We start from the raw sequence: 15,720 nt of genomic DNA, 5'->3' as shown, positions 1-15,720 counted from the left end.
CGGAGTGGGTCCGGCGTCCGCACGTGCCGGGGGTCGGCGGCGGCGCGCTTCGCGGCGCGGCCGGCCCCGGTGGGGTCAGCGGTAGGTCAAACCCGAGAGCCGCAGGGCGAGTTCGCGGCGCACGGCGGGGATCCGGGTGAGGGTGCGCAGCACGAGGTTGCGCAGGGGGCGCAGCGCCGGCGCGAGGGTGGCCACCCGGGTCATCCGGTCGGCGAGTTCGACGATGCGTTCGGCGATCGGGCGGCGGATGGCGCCGTAGGTGTCCAGGGCCGCGGTGGGGCCGCCGTCGAGTACGGAGCCCAGTGCCTCGGCCAGGGTCACCGCGTCGAGGATGCCGGCGTTCATGCCCTGGCCGCCGGCCGGGCTGTGTACGTGGGCGGCGTCGCCGGCGAGCAGGATCCGGCCCGCGCGGTAGGTGTCGGCGATCCGGTGGTGGACCCGGAAGCGCGATCCCCAGACGACCTCCTCGACCACCACGCTGCCGGCCTTCGAACCGCGTACGTCGAGGAGTTCCTGCACGTAGGCCGCCGACGGCTCGTGTGGCGCGTCGACGACCGGCGCGACGATCCGGTGTCGACCTCCGGGGAGCGGGGCGAGCACGACGAGGCCGGCGGGGGCGAAGTACAGGATCACCTCGTCGGCCGCGACCGCGCCGCTCAGCCGCACGTCGGCGAGGACGAACGACTCGGCGTAGGTGCCCCCCTGGAAGCCGATCCCGGCCTGGTCGCGAACGGTGCTGTGCATGCCGTCGGCGCCGACCACCCAACCGGCGCGGACGCGTTCGCCGGTCTCGAAGGTCGCGGTCACGCCGTCGGCGTCCTGGTCGAGGGTGGTCACCCGGTACGGCCGCAGCACGGTGCCGCCGAGTTCGGTGAGGCGGTCGAGGAGGGCGGCCTCCGTCGTGGCCTGGGAAACCATCAGCGAGTACGGATACTCCGTGGGCAGGCCGGAGAAGTCGATCCGGACCACCACGCGGTCGCGGTCGCGGACGGTGAACGTCGGCGAGGGGATGCCCTGCGCGACGAGCGGTGCGGCGACTCCGAGCGGGGCCAGTACCTCGAGGGTGCGGGCGTGTACGACGGCGGCGCGCGAGGTCTGCTCGGCGGCCGTATGGGCGTCGACGACGGTGACGTCTCGGCCCTGGGCGGCGAGGGCGACGGCGAGGGTCAGTCCGGCGGGGCCGGCGCCCACGATGAGGACATCGGTGGTGGCGGGGAGTTCGGTGCTCATCGGGGGCTCCTGGGGTTGGGATTGGGGTCGGAAGCCGGATCGAAACCCGGACCCCTTCGAGGCCAACGTTTGTTGGCCAACGTCTGTTGGCATCAACCATGGCCGCCTCGTGGCAGTAAGTCAACAGGCGTTGGCCTACAATCGTTGGCATGAGTACTCCGCGAAGGTCGTCCATCGAGACCAAGGCCGTGATCCTGGCCGCCGCCCGGGAACGATTCGGTTCCGACGGCTACGAACGCGCGACGATTCGGGCGATCGCCTCCGATGCGGCGATCGATCCGTCGATGGTGATGCGTTACTTCGGCACGAAGGAGAAGTTGTTCGCCGCCGCGGCGGACGTCGACCTTCGGTTCCCCGCACTCGATACGGTCCCCCGCTCGCACCTCGGCGCGGTGCTCTCGGCGCACTTCCTCGACCGCTGGGAGGGTGACGAGGCGATGCTGATCCTGCTGCGGACCGGGGTGACGAACGACGACGCCGCCGAGCGTATGCGCGCGGTCTTCGCGGACCAGCTCGCCCCGCTTGTGCTCCGCACCTGTCCGAACGCCGCCGAGGCCCCCCGGCGCGCCGGCCTGATCGCCACCCAGGTGCTGGGGCTCGCCCTGTGCCGATACGTCCTGCGACTGCCGCCGATCGTGGCCATGACGCATCCCGAGGTCGTCGCCTGGCTCGGCCCCCAGATCCAACGCTGCTTGACCGGGAACCTGGGAGCGGAAGGCTCGGGTGCGGGAGGTCCGGGGGCGTGAACTCGGGCGCAGTGGGCCGGATGTGGGTGGGGCGGCGCCGTAGGGTCCGGCCGGTTTCGTGTACATCAACAATTCGGGGGATTACCCCCGGTAGCCCGCGAGTTGGCCCGGGTAGCGTCTCGATCAAGGCAGAATCGGCTGCGCCGAGCGGTGTCGCGCACACCGCCCCGGGAGGTGACGCGTCATGTACAGGCACGCGGTCCGACCGCACCGCACGGCCCGCCGCCCGCTTCGGGCCCGCCGGTTCACGGGACTTCGGCGTCCCGACGGGAGGGCTCCGCGCACGGCGACCCGACACCCGCGACGGCGAGGCGCCCGGGGGATCCCGCTTCGGCGACGCCGCAGAACCACGCTTCGGCCGACATCCGCGCTGTCGATGGCGGTCGTACTGATCGCGCTCGCGGCACTGGCGTCCTGTACGTCCGCCGGCTCCACCACATCCGGCGCACCCGCCGCCTCCTCCCCCGCCGAGCGCTCCGATGCCGGCGCCGCCGCGACCGCACCCGGATTCGCTCCCGGAGTCGCCGTCGAACCACCCGAGACCTGCGGGAATCCCACCGCGAGCCTGCGACCGGCCTCCGGCCCGCCCCGCGCGGCCGACTACCGCACCGACGGCTCGCTCTCCCGCATCCTGGAGCGGGGCCACCTGATCGTCGGGATCGACCAGAGCGCCTATCCGTTCGGCTACGCCGACGTGACCGACCACAACCGGCTCAAGGGCTTCGACATCGACCTCGTGCGGGAGATCACCGCGGACCTGTTCGGCGGCAACGATCCGAGCCGACTGCGCTTTCGGGTCGTGCCGAACAACATCCGCGAACAATCGGTCGCGAACGGCACGGTGGACATGGTGGCGAAGTCCGTCACCGTCAACTGCCGACGGCGGGCCGTGGTCGACTTCAGCTCGGTCTACTACGAGTCGGGCCAGCGGGTCCTGATCGTCGACGACACCCCCGCCGCGGATGCCGACCACACGAAGGGCCTCGCCGGCCTCCCGACCGGGACCCGGGTGTGCACGGTCGGCGGCACCACCGCCGCCGACGCGGTACACGCCACGCGGGGCCTGGTCGACGTCACCGGCGACAACTGGACGGACTGCCTCGTCCGCATCCAACAGGGCCAAGCCGACGCGGCGGTCGGCGACGACACCGTCATGGCCGGCCTCCAGGCCCAGGACCGCTTCATCCGCATGGTCGGCCCCAAGTTGACCCGGGAGCCCTACGGCCTCGAAATCGCCAAGGGCAAACCGGACCTGGTCCGCTTCGTCAACGCGTCCCTCGAACGCATCCGGCACGACGGAACCTGGCGTCGGCTGTTCGACACCTACCTGGCCCGCTACATCCCGGAGTCGGGGGACGTGACGGCGCCGGGGGCGGAGTACCGGGACTGAGCGGGCGCGGGCACGGGCGCGGGCACGGTGGCGGTGGCGGTAGGCCGTGGCCGAACGCTACGTCGGCGACGGGTCGTCCCCCGGCACGATCAGACCCGACTCGTAGGCGATGACGACCAGTTGCGGCCGGTCCCGGGCGCCGAGCCGGGCCATGATGCGGCTCACGTGCGTCTTGGCGGTCAGCGGGCTGAGCCCGAGCAGCGTGCCGATCTCCGCGTTCGTCAGCCCTCGTCCGACCAGCGTCAACACCTCGCGTTCGCGCGCCGACAGGTCGGCCACCCGCGGCGAGCCCGGCGTACCCGTGCTCGCCGTCGCCGGCATCCGCAACACGCGCGAGATCAACCGTGCGGTCGGCCCGGGCGACAGCAGCGCCTCGCCGGCGCCGATCGTGCGGATGGCGGCCAGGAGTTCGGCCGGGCGCGTGTCCTTGACCAGGAACCCGCCGGCCCCCGCCCGCAACGCGGCCAGCACGTTCTCGTCGTCCTCGTAGGTCGTCAACACCAGCACCCGGACCCGGGACAACTCCGGATCCGCCGCGATCAGCCGCGTCGCCTCGATCCCGTCCAGGATCGGCATCCGAATGTCCATCACCACGACGTCCGGCCTGCACTCCCGGGCGAGTTCGAGCGCGGCCCGCCCGTCGGCGGCCTCACCGACCACCTCCATGTCGGCCGCCGACGCCACCAACATCGCGAACGCCGACCGCACCAGATGCTGATCATCGGCCAGCAACACCCGCAAGGCATCGCCCATCACACACTCCCCCGTTCATCTCGAACCCGACAGCCGGGGCGGTCGGCGCGGCCGGGGCACTCGGCACCGCCGGGACGCTCGGCGCGGCCGGGCGGTCGGCACAACGGCGTCGCCTTCACCCCGCGCCCTCCGACCGCGCCATCGGCAACACCGCCGAGACCGCGAACCCGCCCTCGGGAGCGGGGCCCGCGACCAGCGTGCCGCCCACGCTGCGGGCCCGTTCGGTCATTCCGAGGATGCCGAAGCCGGCGCCCTCCCCGACCTCGTTCGCGTGCCCGTCGTCGACGACGCTCACCCGCAACTCGGTCTCCTCGGCGATGAGTTCCACCCGTACCGTGTGCGCTTGCGAGTGCTTGACCACGTTCGTCAGCGCCTCCTGAACGATCCGGTACACGGCGACGCCCACCTCGGGCGCGGGCGTCGGGCCGTCGTGTCCGGTCAGGGTGACGTCGATGCCGGCGGAGCGGGCCGCGCCCGCCAGCGGAACCAGGCCGTCCAGGCCGGCCAGCCCCGGCACCGCCTCGTACGACGCGACCTCCTCGGCGTCCCGCAACACCGACAGCGTGGCCCGGAGTTCGTGGCGGGCGTCCCGGCAGGTCTGCGCGATCGTGTCCAACGCGCCCACCATGACCTCCCGTTCGGCCGGCGGCTCCTGCGCGGCGAGGTGCGCGGCCACGCCCGCCTGGACGCCGATCAGCGTGATGCTGTGCGCCAGCAGATCGTGCAGGTCCCGCGCGATACGCAGGCGTTCCTCGGCGACCCGCCGCCGGGCCACCTCGTCCCGGGAGCGTTCGGCGCGCTCGGCCCGATCGATGATCGCGCTCACGTAGTCGTGATGGCTGCGCCACGCCTGGCCCGCGACCACCGCCGCGACCACCCAGCCCGCCATCCCGCAACGATCGCGCCAACTCGGCCCGTCCGTACCGCCCAGGGTCATCGCCACGACCGCCACGGTCAGCGCCGCCACCCCGACCGCGACGGCCGCCCCGCGCCGCACGTACGCCGCGTACGTCCCCAACGCCACCAACGCCGGCACCGCGGCGCTCTCGTGCAGGTACTCGCGGTGGTGGTACGGCACGGTGAGCGCGAACGTCAGCACCAGCACCGTCCCCGGCCGCACCCGGCGCCAGGCGAGCGGAATCGTGGCACCGAGCAACAGCGCCGCGCCGACCGGGTCCAGCGCCCGCTGCGCCGACCACACCTGCGCCGCGCCGACCGCCCCCGCCGCCAACAGGACGGCGAGCAGGGCGTCCGCGACGGACGCCCCACCCCACCTCGTTCGTGTCGTCACACCGCCATCTTCCGGGACGACACGGGCGGTTGCACCGGCCGGGTGCCCGTGGTGCCCCGCGCGGGCCGTCGGGACAGCGGGCCGGGCCACCAGATCCACCGATCCAGCGCCACGCTCGCCGCGGTGACCAGGAACGTCCGGACCAGGAACGTATCGATCAACACCCCCACCGCGACCACGAATCCCAGTTCCACGAGCGAGACCAGCGGCAGCAGCGCGAGGACCGAGAACGTCGCCGCGAGCACGAACCCGGCCGAGGCGATCACCCCGCCGGTGGTCTCCAGCGCGGCCGGCGCGGCAATCCGCACCGAATCCCCGCGCAGCGCCATCTCCCGCACGCGGTGCATCAGGAAGATCCCGTAATCCACCCCGAGCGCGACCAGGAACACGAAGGTCAGCAGCGGCGTCTGCGCGTCCACGCCCGCGTACCCGAAGCCGTGCTCGAAGACCAGCCCGCCCAGTCCGAGCGACGCCGCCCAGACCAGCCCGACGGCGGCGACCAGGATCAGCGGCGCCACCAGGCTGCGCAACAGCACGATCAACACCAGCAATACCGCGAGCAGCACGAGCGGCACGACGACGCGGCGGTCCCTGGCCGTGGTGTGCGCGGTGTCCATCTGCTGCGCGGTGGGGCCGCCGACTCGGGCATCCGGTACCGCACGCAGGCGTTCGATCGTGGCATGCTCCCCGGCCGACTCGGGCCGATCCTTCGCGAAGGCCAGGATCTCCGTCCATCCATCGGCCGTTCGTCCCTGACGCACGTGCTCGACCCCCGCGGTCGAGCCCACCGCCGCCAGCACGCCCGCAGCCCGCTCGCTCCGCGCCAGCACCGCGATCGGCGCACCGGACTGCTCCGGGAAGGCCGCGCTCAACGTCTCCTGGGCCACGATCGACTCGGGCTTCTTGGTGAAGCCGTCACTCTGCCGCAGCGCACCCGGCAGCCCGAACGCGGTCAACGCCCCCGCCCCGAGCAGCACGACTCCCGCGACCAGGACGGCGATCGGCCGCCTGGACACCGCCGTTCCGATCCGCGCGTAGGCGCCGCGCCCCAGCTTCGGCGTACTCCCGAACACCGGTACGAACGGCCAGAACACCCGCCGCCCCAGCAACACGAGGATCGCCGGGAGCAGGGTCGTCATCACCGCGAGCGCACACACCACGCCCACCGCCCCGACCGGCCCCATGCCCCGACTGCTGTTCAGATCGGCGGCGGTGAGGCAGAGCAGCCCGACCACGACCGTCCCCGACGAGGCCAACACGGCGGGCCCACAGCCGCGCAGCGCGGCGAACATGGCCTCCAACGGGCGTTCGTGCACCCGCAGTTCCTCGCGGTAGCGGGCCACCAGGAGCAGCGCGTAGTCGGTGCCCGCCCCGAACACGAGCACCGTCAACACCCCGGAGCTTTGCCCGGTGACGGTGATCCCGAACGCTCGCACCAGCCCGTACACCGTCGCCGTCGCGACGGCCACGGCAACCCCGGCGCAGACGAGCGGCACGATCCAGAGGTAGGGACTGCGGTAGGTCAACATGAGCAACACGGCCACCACGAGCACGCTCGCGAGCATCAGCGTCCCGTCGATGGACGCGAACACCTCCTGCATGTCCGCCGTGATGCCGCCGGGGCCACCGACACGCACGCTGAGCCCGTCGGGATGCCGCTCCACGAGGGTGCGGATATCCGGCACGATGTCGTCCGGTTCGGCACCCCGGCGGTCGACGGACAACGCGTAGCGCAGCGTGGTGTGATCGACCGACTCCTGCGCGGCCGGCCCCGACCCACCCACGAGCGGATGCCGAGCCACCACGTCGGCGATCCCTGCGGCGGCCGCCTCCCGGTCGGCGGGCGTCAATCCGCCGTCGCGGCGATACACGATCTGTACGTCCATGGCGTCGCCGCCCGGCAAGCCGCCCTGGATCCGGGCCACTTGGGTGGACTCGGCGTTGGCGGGCAGGTAGTCCACGGCCTCGTTGCGCTGCACGTCACCGAGCTTGGCGGCGAACATCCCCGCCACCAGCACGACCAACACCCACCCACCCAGCACCACCCACGGCACCCCCCACAACCGCCCCCGCCGCCGCCGCCGTGGCCCCGGCCGCCCGGGCGGCACGACCGGATCGTGCCCGACCGAAGCGGACCCGACGCCGCCCTCGTCCTGCGACAAAATCTCCATGCCCCAAGGCTTCCGCCCAGGCCCACACCCCTCGTCCGGCCAAGGACCGATCTCCGCGTTACTCCACCCGACGTCAAGCAACACCCACTACTCCCAGAGGCGTAACCCACCCCGCCCCAACCCCACGCGGGACGCGCGAACACGGACACACGGAGCCGGGCGGAAACCCGGGCACGGGATCGGAGGACCCGAGGCAGGCGCAACGCGAGGGCGGGGCTGCCACAGCACACGCGAGGCAGAGCCCGGGAACCACGGACACGGACCCGGACGAGCACATGGGCAGGGGGCGGAAGCCCCCGAACACGCGCGCGGCGAGGACGGAAGTGCCGCAACACGCGCGGGCATAGGACGGGAACGCCAGGCGCACGGGCCTGTGCGGCGACACGGCGCTGGGGCGGAGCTCCCCTGGCAGGCGCGAGGCGAGGGGGCTGCCGGAGTATGCGCAGAGTCGGAGAGCCCAGGCACGGGCACACGGACTTGGACGGGAGTGCGGACGGCGGGGACAGGGGTCACGAGCGGGGCTCGGGCCAAGAGCGAGGGCATGCCCGGGCGGGGCCTGCGAGCGGGAACTCCGGCGCGGGAGCACGGATGCCGGGCCGAGCGAAATCGGGCCGAGGTCGCACGCTTTCGCTCGCGGAGCGACCCGCGTCGGCGTGTACGCAGTACTCGAGCCACGACGCCCGCGTTCCCGATCGGCGGGGCCCGGCAGCCCCTGCTACGCCCTACGCCGCCGCGCAGTCCCCATCGAAGCAGAGGGCAAGGTCGACATCACCACCGTCTCCACCAACGTCGGCCCAGTCGCCGTTGCTGAGGTCTGTGCTCGTGGCTGCGAGGCGCCGGTGCGGGGTTGGTCCGGCACGTGGAGTGCGCCGCCGGCGTGGGGGTCCCGAGATTTGCGGTTTCCGGCGAGGCGGCTGCATCGCTTGACGAAAACCGGCCGGCGACGGGGGCGACCCGAGCGGGTCGAGGCGTTTCGAGGGGTGCTCGGGAAGGAGTAAGGCTCGAAACCGGATCCCGGCGGGATGGTTGCGGGCTTCGGGCTTCGGCGCCCTGCGGTTTTGCGAAGTCGGGGTGGAAAGTCGGGCGTCGAGTGCCAGTTTCGTGTGCTCCGACCCCCTCGACACGGGGGTGGGGATCGAAAACCACACGATCGGAACCGGCTTCGGGCATTGCGCCCCCTCAAAGGCCGTCACGAAGACCGCAAGTACCCAGCAGGGGCCAAGACCGGACCCCCGGATCCGCAGCAGCCGCCGCACCGACCTGCGCTTTTCTCTCACCCCGAAGCAACGGCACCCGTCACCCACACACCCACCGCACGCCGAAGCGACCCCACCCGCTGGGAAGGTTCCCTCGGTGGACTCGACCCGGCCGCCCTCTCCGCCCCCGTCGCCGGCCGGCTTTCGCCGAGCAATGCAGCCGGCTCGCCGGAAAACCCGAATCTCGGAGCCCCGCACGCCGGCAGCAACCCCGGACCAACTCCGCAACGGACCCGGCTACCAAAAGCGCGAACCTCAGCAACTCACCCAACCCGGTCGACTCGGCCGCTCCCACGCCTTCGACTCACCCACCGCGAACCCAACCAGAGCCGGCTCGCCCGCTCGCCCGTCGTCGGCTCGGCGTTTCCCCGCTCAGCCCCTCAGCCGCCGCCGAACCACGCCGGCATGTCGAGGTGGATCGTGTCCCCGGGCGTCATCACCCGAAGGCCCTCCTCCAGCGCACGCAACCGATCCACGCCCAGCCGGTCCGCCCACTTGGCCCTGACGTCCTCGAAGATCGCGGCCGACTTCACCAACGAGTCGACCCCATGCGCGGTGAGCCCAACCAGCTTGCGCCGCGCGTCATTCGGATCCGTGTGCCGCTCGACATAGCCCAGCTGCTCCAGCCCATCGATCGTCTTGCCCGCCGCCTGCTTCGAAACCCCCAACAGCCGCCCGAGATCCGCCGCCGTGGTCCCGTGCGGACCGATCGCCTGAAACACGAAGCCGTGCATGGGCCGCATGTCCGGATGCCCCTGACGGGCCAACTCCGCATGCACCTCGTCGATCAACGCCCGAAAGGCCATCAGCAGCCGCAACGGCAACTCGAAGCCGGGCGGCTCTGCAGCCGCTCTGTCCACATCGGCTCCGCCCACTCCCGAAGCAGCCATGAATACGTCTCCTGACGACTCTCTTGACACAGATAGACAACCTGGTTCACTATCTGATTCGCAAGCAAAGACAATGACGTTGTCGAATTGCGTACGAGTCTAGGAGATCACCTCATGCCTGTCATCCGCAGCACCGAAGCCCGCGTCACCGAGACCCCCAACGCCGTCATGACCACCTACGCCTCCCCCACCCAGGGCGGCACCGACACGGTCCTGTGGCGCGTCGACATGCCCCCGGCTGTCTCCGGCCCCCTCCACGCCATCGACACCGAGCAAATCTGGACCGTCATCGCCGGCGCCCTCACCGTCACCATCGACAACGACCAATCCACCGCAACCGCAGGCGACACACTGATCCTCCCGGCCAACACCCCCCGCCAACTCCACTCACACCCGGAATCCGGCTTCTCCGCGATAGCCACGTCCCCCACCCCCTCCCACGCATACATCCCCGCCTCCGACCCCAAGTCCCAATCCCCCCAAACCACCCCGCCCTGGATCGCCTGACTCACCCGCCCCCACAACCCACCCACCCCGCCAAGCCCACCTCCCAACGCAAGCCACCCCGCAGAACCAAAAGTCCAACCGCACCACCCCACCCCCTCACCACCGGCAGCACCGCAGCACCGCAGCACCGCCACCCAGCCCCGCCCCCCAACTCCCCAAGAGCGCAAGGGAACTGGCACACAGCCCAACACGGCCAGGCGCGCTCGACGAGACACCCCACAGCCGGCCACCACGCGCCCAGCCACCACACCTTGGCCCTAGCCAAAATCAGCAAAACCGGCCAGATCCCCCCGAAGTCACCTCCCAACGGAGGCCCGCCCACCCCGCAGCCCAGCCGTTCCACCTCAGAGGCGACGCCGCGCCACTCACCGCCAACGGCCGCCGCGCCAACGGCCCCAGAACACAGAGACCTCGGCGCGGCGACCCCGACGAACCCGGTCGTCGTCCGAGGAATCGTCAAGAGCTGTGGTTGATACCTCGGGCAAGCAGCGGGGTCAGAGGAGCCGGCCGGACTGGTGTAGGTGGTCGAAAATCAGTTGATCGACCGGGGAGACCCGCTCCCGGTCGGCGTATGTGAGCCAGATGAGTTCTTGTACCTCGCTGCCGGGTTCGAGCGTGCCCTGGTAGTCGGCGGTGTAGCAGGTCATGCGGACCGTGATCCCGATGGCGTGTCCGTGTGCCTGGGCTTCGAACGTACCGGCGTGCACGGCGCTGTCGGGCGCAATGGTGGCGGTGAGTTCTTCGCCGATCTCGCGGACGAGGGTCTGGATGTCGCTCTCGCCGGGCTCACGTTTGCCGCCGGGTAGGTAGTAGACATCCTTGCCGCGGGAACGGGTGCTGAGGATCTTCCCGGCCTCCAGCCGGAGCCATGCGATCTTGTCGATGGTGGTCATGGATGTCCTTGTTCCTCGTGATCGGATCGGGTCATGCGGCGTGCTCGTCGGCCTGTTCGACGAGTCGGCCGCCGGCTACGACGGCCCCTGCCCGTACCGACGGCACCGGGTGCGGCGCGTTGACGGCCCGCCGGCGGGCCCGGGCGGACTCGACCGGCTTGAAGACCATCGCCGCGGCGGCCGCGCGGGAGCCGGCGCCCTTGGTGACCTTGGTCCGCAGCCGCACGGTCGCGAAGGTCGACTCGATGGAGTCGGTGGTCCGCAGATGGATCCAGTGCTCGGCGAGGAAGTCGAAGAACGCCGGAAGCTCGCCGTCGTCGTCGGTGATCCGCTTGACGACCTTGGGGTACTTCGCTCCGTGGGCCCGTTCGAAGTCGCGGATGGCTCCGGCCGCGTGTTGCTTGTCCTCGGCGTTGTATATCTCCTGGATTGCGCGCGTGGCCGCGGGCTGGGCCGATTTCGGGAACGCGTCCGAAACATCGGCCGTTTTGTGGACCGTGCACCTTTGATGACGGGTTTCGGGAAACACCTCGTTCGGCGCGTTCCGGAAGCCGGGCGCACCGTCGCCGACGGCCGGGGCCGGGGCCCGCATGCCGCGGCGGGCCCCGGTCCCGCAGCAGGCCCGCCCACGCCTTGGACGACTCGCGGTAGCCGTCCGTCATCGCGATCGGTTCCTTCGTGCCGTCCGCACGCGCTCCCATCGGCATCAGGACTGCGGCTTTCGCCTCCTCCGGGCGTATCCGCAGGTGGGCGCCGTCCGCCCGGGCGTATACGGGGTCCGTGGCGGACAGGTCCCGGTCCATGAACGCGGTGTGGTCGGCCTGCCACCGCGCGGTCGGCCGCGTCACCGTCGCGGGAGAGAGGCCGGCCGAGGAACCGGGGAACTGCTCCGGCGCGGGCACGAAGTCACCCGATGACTGGCCGTGTAGGTGGAGCAGTGGCAGCACCTCTGCGATCTTCGTGGACTTGCGGCACCAGGGCGGCAGAATCGCCGAGGAGAACCGCTTGCGCTCCCCGGTCGCCTCATCGACCCGCTTGTCGTTCACCCGCGGGGCCCCGACCTCCACCGCACCGGCGGCCGTGGTGACGGGCTGGGCTTGTGGTGACCGTCGCGCACCACCGGGCGGCGCCCGTCGCCGTCCCGTTGATCAGCCAACTCGTCTGTGTAGCCGATGACTTCCGCTTCCGGCACGGCGGCCGCATGCGGCGGGCACCCTCGCGGACGATCTCGTCGACGAGGGAGCCGTTTGGCGTGGAACCGTCGGCCTTGACTACCGTGAGCACGGGCGTGTCTTCCCGACCGACGCGCCAACGTCGGCCTACTCGATGACCATCACAGGATCATTCGAGAAGGTACGCCCTTCGCGCGTCTCCCCGACACCGATCCACAGCTCTTGAGCATTGCTCGTTCGTCCAACCAGGCCCCGCATCAGCCACCACACCTCGCCCGCCGCCGACCTGGACGGTAGCTACCCCTCGGCCGTCACCCCGGGGAGCAGCCCAAACTGCCCACGGCCGACACGCACAGCGCCACCACCCCATCGGGCACACCGTCGCCTCCCGAGGACGGTCGTCAGCAGTCTCCATGGTCCGAATCGCCGCACCGGGACCCGCCCCCAGCCGCCACACCGCGCCCGGCTACCAAACTCGCGAACGAACCAACCAACCTGCCGACCAACTCGGCGCCGACCGGGAGCAAGCACCCCGTGGCGCCCAGTCCGTAGTCCAACTCCAACCGTCACATCAGGGGCGACTCCGTACCGCTCACAGCCAGAGTCCGCCGCGCCAACTCCCCCAACGCGCAGACACTTTCCCCCGGCAACGCGGTCTCGATCCGAGTCGACGCCTCCGCCGGCCATCCCGCCTCGGCGCCGTGCAACACGCCCGCGATCGAACCCACCAGCGGCGCGGTGGCATGTACATCCCACCCGCCGCGCACAGTCAGCCCGATCTGCCGAACGGGGTCGGCGTCACCCCACAACAACCCAGCCGCGATCAGCCCCGCATACCCCGACGCGTCGTGCCGATCATCGCTCCCAGATCCCCGCCCCACCTCGGCCACCCCGTCATCCCAGGCCCACCCCCGCGCATAAGCGACAAGCACATCCCGAACCACCCGCGACACCCTCGACTCCACCGGAACGTGCCGCAACGAAACCCCCACCGCCTGCGCCGCGTCCCGAGCCGTGAAGGCCGCCGCCGCCAGCGCTGCACACCACATGGCGGCGTACATCCCCTCCCCGCCATGCGACACCACCGCATCCTTCCGAGCCAACCGAGCCGCCCGCCTCGGATCCCCGGGCGCCACATAGCCATACATGTCGGCCCGCATCATCGCCTCCCCAGACCCGTCCGACCCGCTCCCATCACCAGCTGTGGTCGGGGGCAACTCCCCATCAAGCAAACGCAGATACGCGGCCTGCTCCGCCGCAAAAGGACGTAGGAACGGCAGGGTAAGCAACCACAATCCGCCAACCTGCGCACTCGTGAACCCCGGCCCGTACGACTCCAAAACCCGCAGACTCAAAACCGCCCGATCAACCGCGTCACTGCGATCCCCGGCAACCCCGGCGCTCGATTCCCGCCTGGCCGCATGGGCACCAAGGCATCGCCCGATCCATCCCCCATGGATCCGATCGAACAACACGGCCCGAGCGGGCGGCGGATCAATTCCTCCGGCCGGCGGCAGCAACTCATCAACCCTTGCGTCCTTTTCCCGACTCGGTTTGTCTCGCAACAATCCATCTCCCCAAAAACCGTCGAGCCCCATCAGCTCTCCCAAGAATCACACCCAGCCAAAAGCTCTTGCCCAGTACGACCCATCCCGCAAGCATCTCGAGTGCCAACCATCTCGGAGTGGCTCATCTCAAGCCAAACCATCCTGCCGCCAACTGTCTCAAAGCCGCCCATGTCGGCAGAACTTACATCCAGAGCATATAACCAGGCATCAATCATCTCGAAGTAAACAATCACGGAGCCAATCGCCTCAAGAAGCGCCATCCGAGACCCATTTGAGTAGCGGGTTCCGGATCAGATTCGCATTGCAAACCAGCTATCGGCGCACTAACGCCGGCCGTTGGCCACCACTCCGACCGTCGGAGTGGTCGGCAACCGCAAGATCATCCCTAACAGACGACATAGCCCTCAACCTTCTTGCACCAGCGCTCAACCTTTACCGGGTTACCTCATGGGCTCACCCGCAATCACCGTCATAGCCAATCAGCTCGGGAAAGGCGACCTCGCCTCGGGCGCCCCGAGAACCCACTTTCACGAATTAGTAGGAATCCGAATGGAAGATCGGCTCTAAATCCATGGCACGGGGGTCTGCGCGATGCGATCGCCGACGGTCGGCACCGTGGGCACTCGAATCCTGCCTTACAGTTTCGGAATCTCCACCATACGCACCGGCCCATCGGCGACGGGAAGCAGCAGCCCGAGGACGTGCGATTCCAGATCTAGTACAGGTCGCTTAGGGATCCTTTTCAAACTCCGCGATACCGACCGCGTCTATGCCCAGCGCACCCTTGTTCACCTGATCTTCTACCAGCCAATTTCCAAGCCATTCCTCCCGGAGTGCTTTTGGCCGATCGGATGAACAAGTCACGAACGACCCGGCTTCTTCGCTTCACCCTGGTTATAGAGGCGTCCTCGCCAGTCCGCTGGCACCCGCCACAATCTCGCGTATAAATTCTCCTGGTCCACACAAGTCCAGCAGATCGAGCTCGCCCCATTTTCACGCTGGACACCACCAGGCCAGTAAAACGAACGCTCGCCAGGCTCATCCCTGGCACCTTCAAACTCAACCTCGATATCGTCCAGGTGCTGCCCCTTCCCGAGAGCGTCGGAGGTTCCCGGCGGGCGTTGCGCCTTGGGCTGCGGGTGGCTGGCGCGGGGCTGGTCCGAGTCGATGGTGGGCCGCCGCCGGCGTTCGGGGCTCCGAGACCCGAAGCCCCCGACGAGACCGGCGCGTTGCTCGGCGAAAACCGGCTGGCAGCGGCGGGCCGGGAGGGCGCTCGGGTCGAGTCTTCCGCCGGGCCTTCCCGAGTGGGCCGGGCCTTCCCGGCGGGCGTTGCGCCTTTGGTCGCGCATGGCTGGTGCGGGGTCTGTCCGAGTCGATGGTGGGCCGCCGCCGGCGTTCGGGGCTCCGAGACCCGAAGCCCCCGACGAGACCGGCGCGTTGGTCAGCGAAAACCGGCTGGCAGCGGCGGGCCGGGAGGGCGCTCGGGTCGAGTCTTCCGGCGGACCTTCCCGAGTGGGCCGGGCAGGACATCTCGAAAATGCGGTGGGCGTGTGAGGGGCGAGAGTCCACGAAACCGGACGGCGTGAGGTGCCGCAGACTTGGTATGAGAGAGAACCGCAGGTCAGTGACAGCGGGGGCCGAATTCGGGGGCCTCGGGATCCGGCTTCGGCGCCCATTGGGCACTTGCGGTCTCCTCGGTGGCCCCTGTGGGTCGCAGCGGCTGAAGTCGGCAACTATTGGGCGGATTTGGTCTTTACAGCGGCGTTGAGTCGTCGAAGCGCATGAAACCGGCACTCGACAGCCTACTTTCCGACCCGACCCCACAAAACCGCAGGTCACCGAAGCTCCAAGCC

Annotated in this window: 11 protein-coding genes and 1 pseudogene; 3 read left to right on the top strand and 9 right to left on the bottom strand. The window is 70.1% G+C overall.

Annotation, left to right across the window (positions count from 1 at the left end; genetic code table 11):
- Nucleotides 1–75: 75 nt before the first annotated feature.
- Entirely contained in the window at nt 76–1,230 is a 1,155-nt protein-coding gene (locus tag B4N89_RS24980; RefSeq protein ID WP_078978054.1) for an FAD-dependent oxidoreductase, read from the bottom strand.
- 149 nt (nt 1,231–1,379) lie between these two features.
- On the opposite strand from B4N89_RS24980, the gene B4N89_RS24975 reads away from it, so the two are divergent.
- Both B4N89_RS24975 and B4N89_RS24970 read left to right on the top strand, forming a co-directional pair.
- Nucleotides 1,380–1,976 carry a TetR/AcrR family transcriptional regulator gene (locus B4N89_RS24975; RefSeq protein ID WP_078978053.1) on the top strand — a complete coding sequence of 199 codons (597 nt, stop codon included), beginning with the start codon at nt 1,380–1,382 and terminating at the stop codon, nt 1,974–1,976.
- A 376-nt stretch (nt 1,977–2,352) separates the two neighbouring features.
- Nucleotides 2,353–3,366 carry a transporter substrate-binding domain-containing protein gene (locus B4N89_RS24970; protein ID WP_078978052.1) on the top strand — a complete coding sequence of 338 codons (1,014 nt, stop codon included), beginning with the start codon at nt 2,353–2,355 and terminating at the stop codon, nt 3,364–3,366.
- Nucleotides 3,367–3,423: 57 nt separating this feature from the next.
- On the opposite strand, the gene B4N89_RS24965 is transcribed toward B4N89_RS24970, so the two are convergent.
- From B4N89_RS24965 to B4N89_RS24950, 4 genes are all read right to left on the bottom strand, one after another.
- Nucleotides 3,424–4,119, bottom strand: coding sequence for a response regulator transcription factor (locus tag B4N89_RS24965; protein ID WP_078978051.1), 696 nt, complete (start codon nt 4,117–4,119; stop codon nt 3,424–3,426).
- A 115-nt stretch (nt 4,120–4,234) separates the two neighbouring features.
- Nucleotides 4,235–5,410, bottom strand: coding sequence for a sensor histidine kinase (locus B4N89_RS24960; protein ID WP_235618770.1), 1,176 nt, complete (start codon nt 5,408–5,410; stop codon nt 4,235–4,237).
- The gene (locus B4N89_RS24955; RefSeq protein WP_078978049.1) at nt 5,407–7,581 is read right to left on the bottom strand and encodes an MMPL family transporter; all 2,175 of its coding nucleotides are present in this window, start codon (nt 7,579–7,581) and stop codon (nt 5,407–5,409) included. The genes B4N89_RS24960 and B4N89_RS24955 overlap by 4 nt, the downstream gene beginning before the upstream one ends.
- Before the next feature lie 1,636 nt (nt 7,582–9,217).
- The gene (locus B4N89_RS24950) at nt 9,218–9,727 is read right to left on the bottom strand and encodes a MarR family winged helix-turn-helix transcriptional regulator (protein ID WP_078978048.1); all 510 of its coding nucleotides are present in this window, start codon (nt 9,725–9,727) and stop codon (nt 9,218–9,220) included.
- A gap of 114 nt (nt 9,728–9,841) precedes the next feature.
- On the opposite strand from B4N89_RS24950, the gene B4N89_RS52685 reads away from it, so the two are divergent.
- A complete protein-coding gene (locus B4N89_RS52685; RefSeq protein ID WP_078978047.1) occupies nt 9,842–10,234 on the top strand; it encodes a cupin domain-containing protein in 393 nt (130 codons plus the stop codon).
- A gap of 494 nt (nt 10,235–10,728) precedes the next feature.
- On the opposite strand, the gene B4N89_RS24940 is transcribed toward B4N89_RS52685, so the two are convergent.
- The 4 genes and pseudogenes from B4N89_RS24940 to B4N89_RS24925 all read right to left on the bottom strand — a co-directional run bounded on the left by B4N89_RS24940 (nt 10,729) and on the right by B4N89_RS24925 (nt 14,127).
- A complete protein-coding gene (locus tag B4N89_RS24940; protein ID WP_078978046.1) occupies nt 10,729–11,127 on the bottom strand; it encodes an NUDIX hydrolase in 399 nt (132 codons plus the stop codon).
- A 31-nt stretch (nt 11,128–11,158) separates the two neighbouring features.
- Nucleotides 11,159–12,411 (bottom strand): annotated as a pseudogene (locus B4N89_RS24935) (IS256 family transposase).
- A 454-nt stretch (nt 12,412–12,865) separates the two neighbouring features.
- Nucleotides 12,866–13,897, bottom strand: coding sequence for an ADP-ribosylglycohydrolase family protein (locus B4N89_RS24930; RefSeq protein WP_143658077.1), 1,032 nt, complete (start codon nt 13,895–13,897; stop codon nt 12,866–12,868).
- On the bottom strand, nt 13,897–14,127 hold the full coding sequence (locus B4N89_RS24925) for a hypothetical protein (protein WP_078978044.1): 231 nt from the start codon (nt 14,125–14,127) through the stop codon (nt 13,897–13,899). The genes B4N89_RS24930 and B4N89_RS24925 overlap by 1 nt, the downstream gene beginning before the upstream one ends.
- Between the last annotated feature and the right edge of the window lie 1,593 nt (nt 14,128–15,720).

This window comes from Embleya scabrispora (assembly GCF_002024165.1).
GTDB lineage: Bacteria > Actinomycetota > Actinomycetes > Streptomycetales > Streptomycetaceae > Embleya > Embleya scabrispora_A.
Note: the sequence above shows the minus strand (reverse complement) of the source record. Positions and strands in the feature narration are given on the sequence as shown.

Excerpts from the sequence above, each read along its gene's own strand:
- B4N89_RS24980 (WP_078978054.1), bottom strand. The coding sequence starts at position 1,230 with ATGAGCACCGAACTCCCCGCCACCACCGATGTCCTCATCGTGGGCGCC.
- B4N89_RS24975 (WP_078978053.1), top strand. The coding sequence starts at position 1,380 with ATGAGTACTCCGCGAAGGTCGTCCATCGAGACCAAGGCCGTGATCCTG.
- B4N89_RS24970 (WP_078978052.1), top strand. The coding sequence starts at position 2,353 with ATGGCGGTCGTACTGATCGCGCTCGCGGCACTGGCGTCCTGTACGTCC.
- B4N89_RS24965 (WP_078978051.1), bottom strand. The coding sequence starts at position 4,119 with ATGGGCGATGCCTTGCGGGTGTTGCTGGCCGATGATCAGCATCTGGTG.
- B4N89_RS24955 (WP_078978049.1), bottom strand. The coding sequence starts at position 7,581 with ATGGAGATTTTGTCGCAGGACGAGGGCGGCGTCGGGTCCGCTTCGGTC.
- B4N89_RS24950 (WP_078978048.1), bottom strand. The coding sequence starts at position 9,727 with ATGGCTGCTTCGGGAGTGGGCGGAGCCGATGTGGACAGAGCGGCTGCA.
- B4N89_RS52685 (WP_078978047.1), top strand. The coding sequence starts at position 9,842 with ATGCCTGTCATCCGCAGCACCGAAGCCCGCGTCACCGAGACCCCCAAC.
- B4N89_RS24940 (WP_078978046.1), bottom strand. The coding sequence starts at position 11,127 with ATGACCACCATCGACAAGATCGCATGGCTCCGGCTGGAGGCCGGGAAG.
- B4N89_RS24930 (WP_143658077.1), bottom strand. The coding sequence starts at position 13,897 with ATGGGGCTCGACGGTTTTTGGGGAGATGGATTGTTGCGAGACAAACCG.
- B4N89_RS24925 (WP_078978044.1), bottom strand. The coding sequence starts at position 14,127 with ATGGCGCTTCTTGAGGCGATTGGCTCCGTGATTGTTTACTTCGAGATG.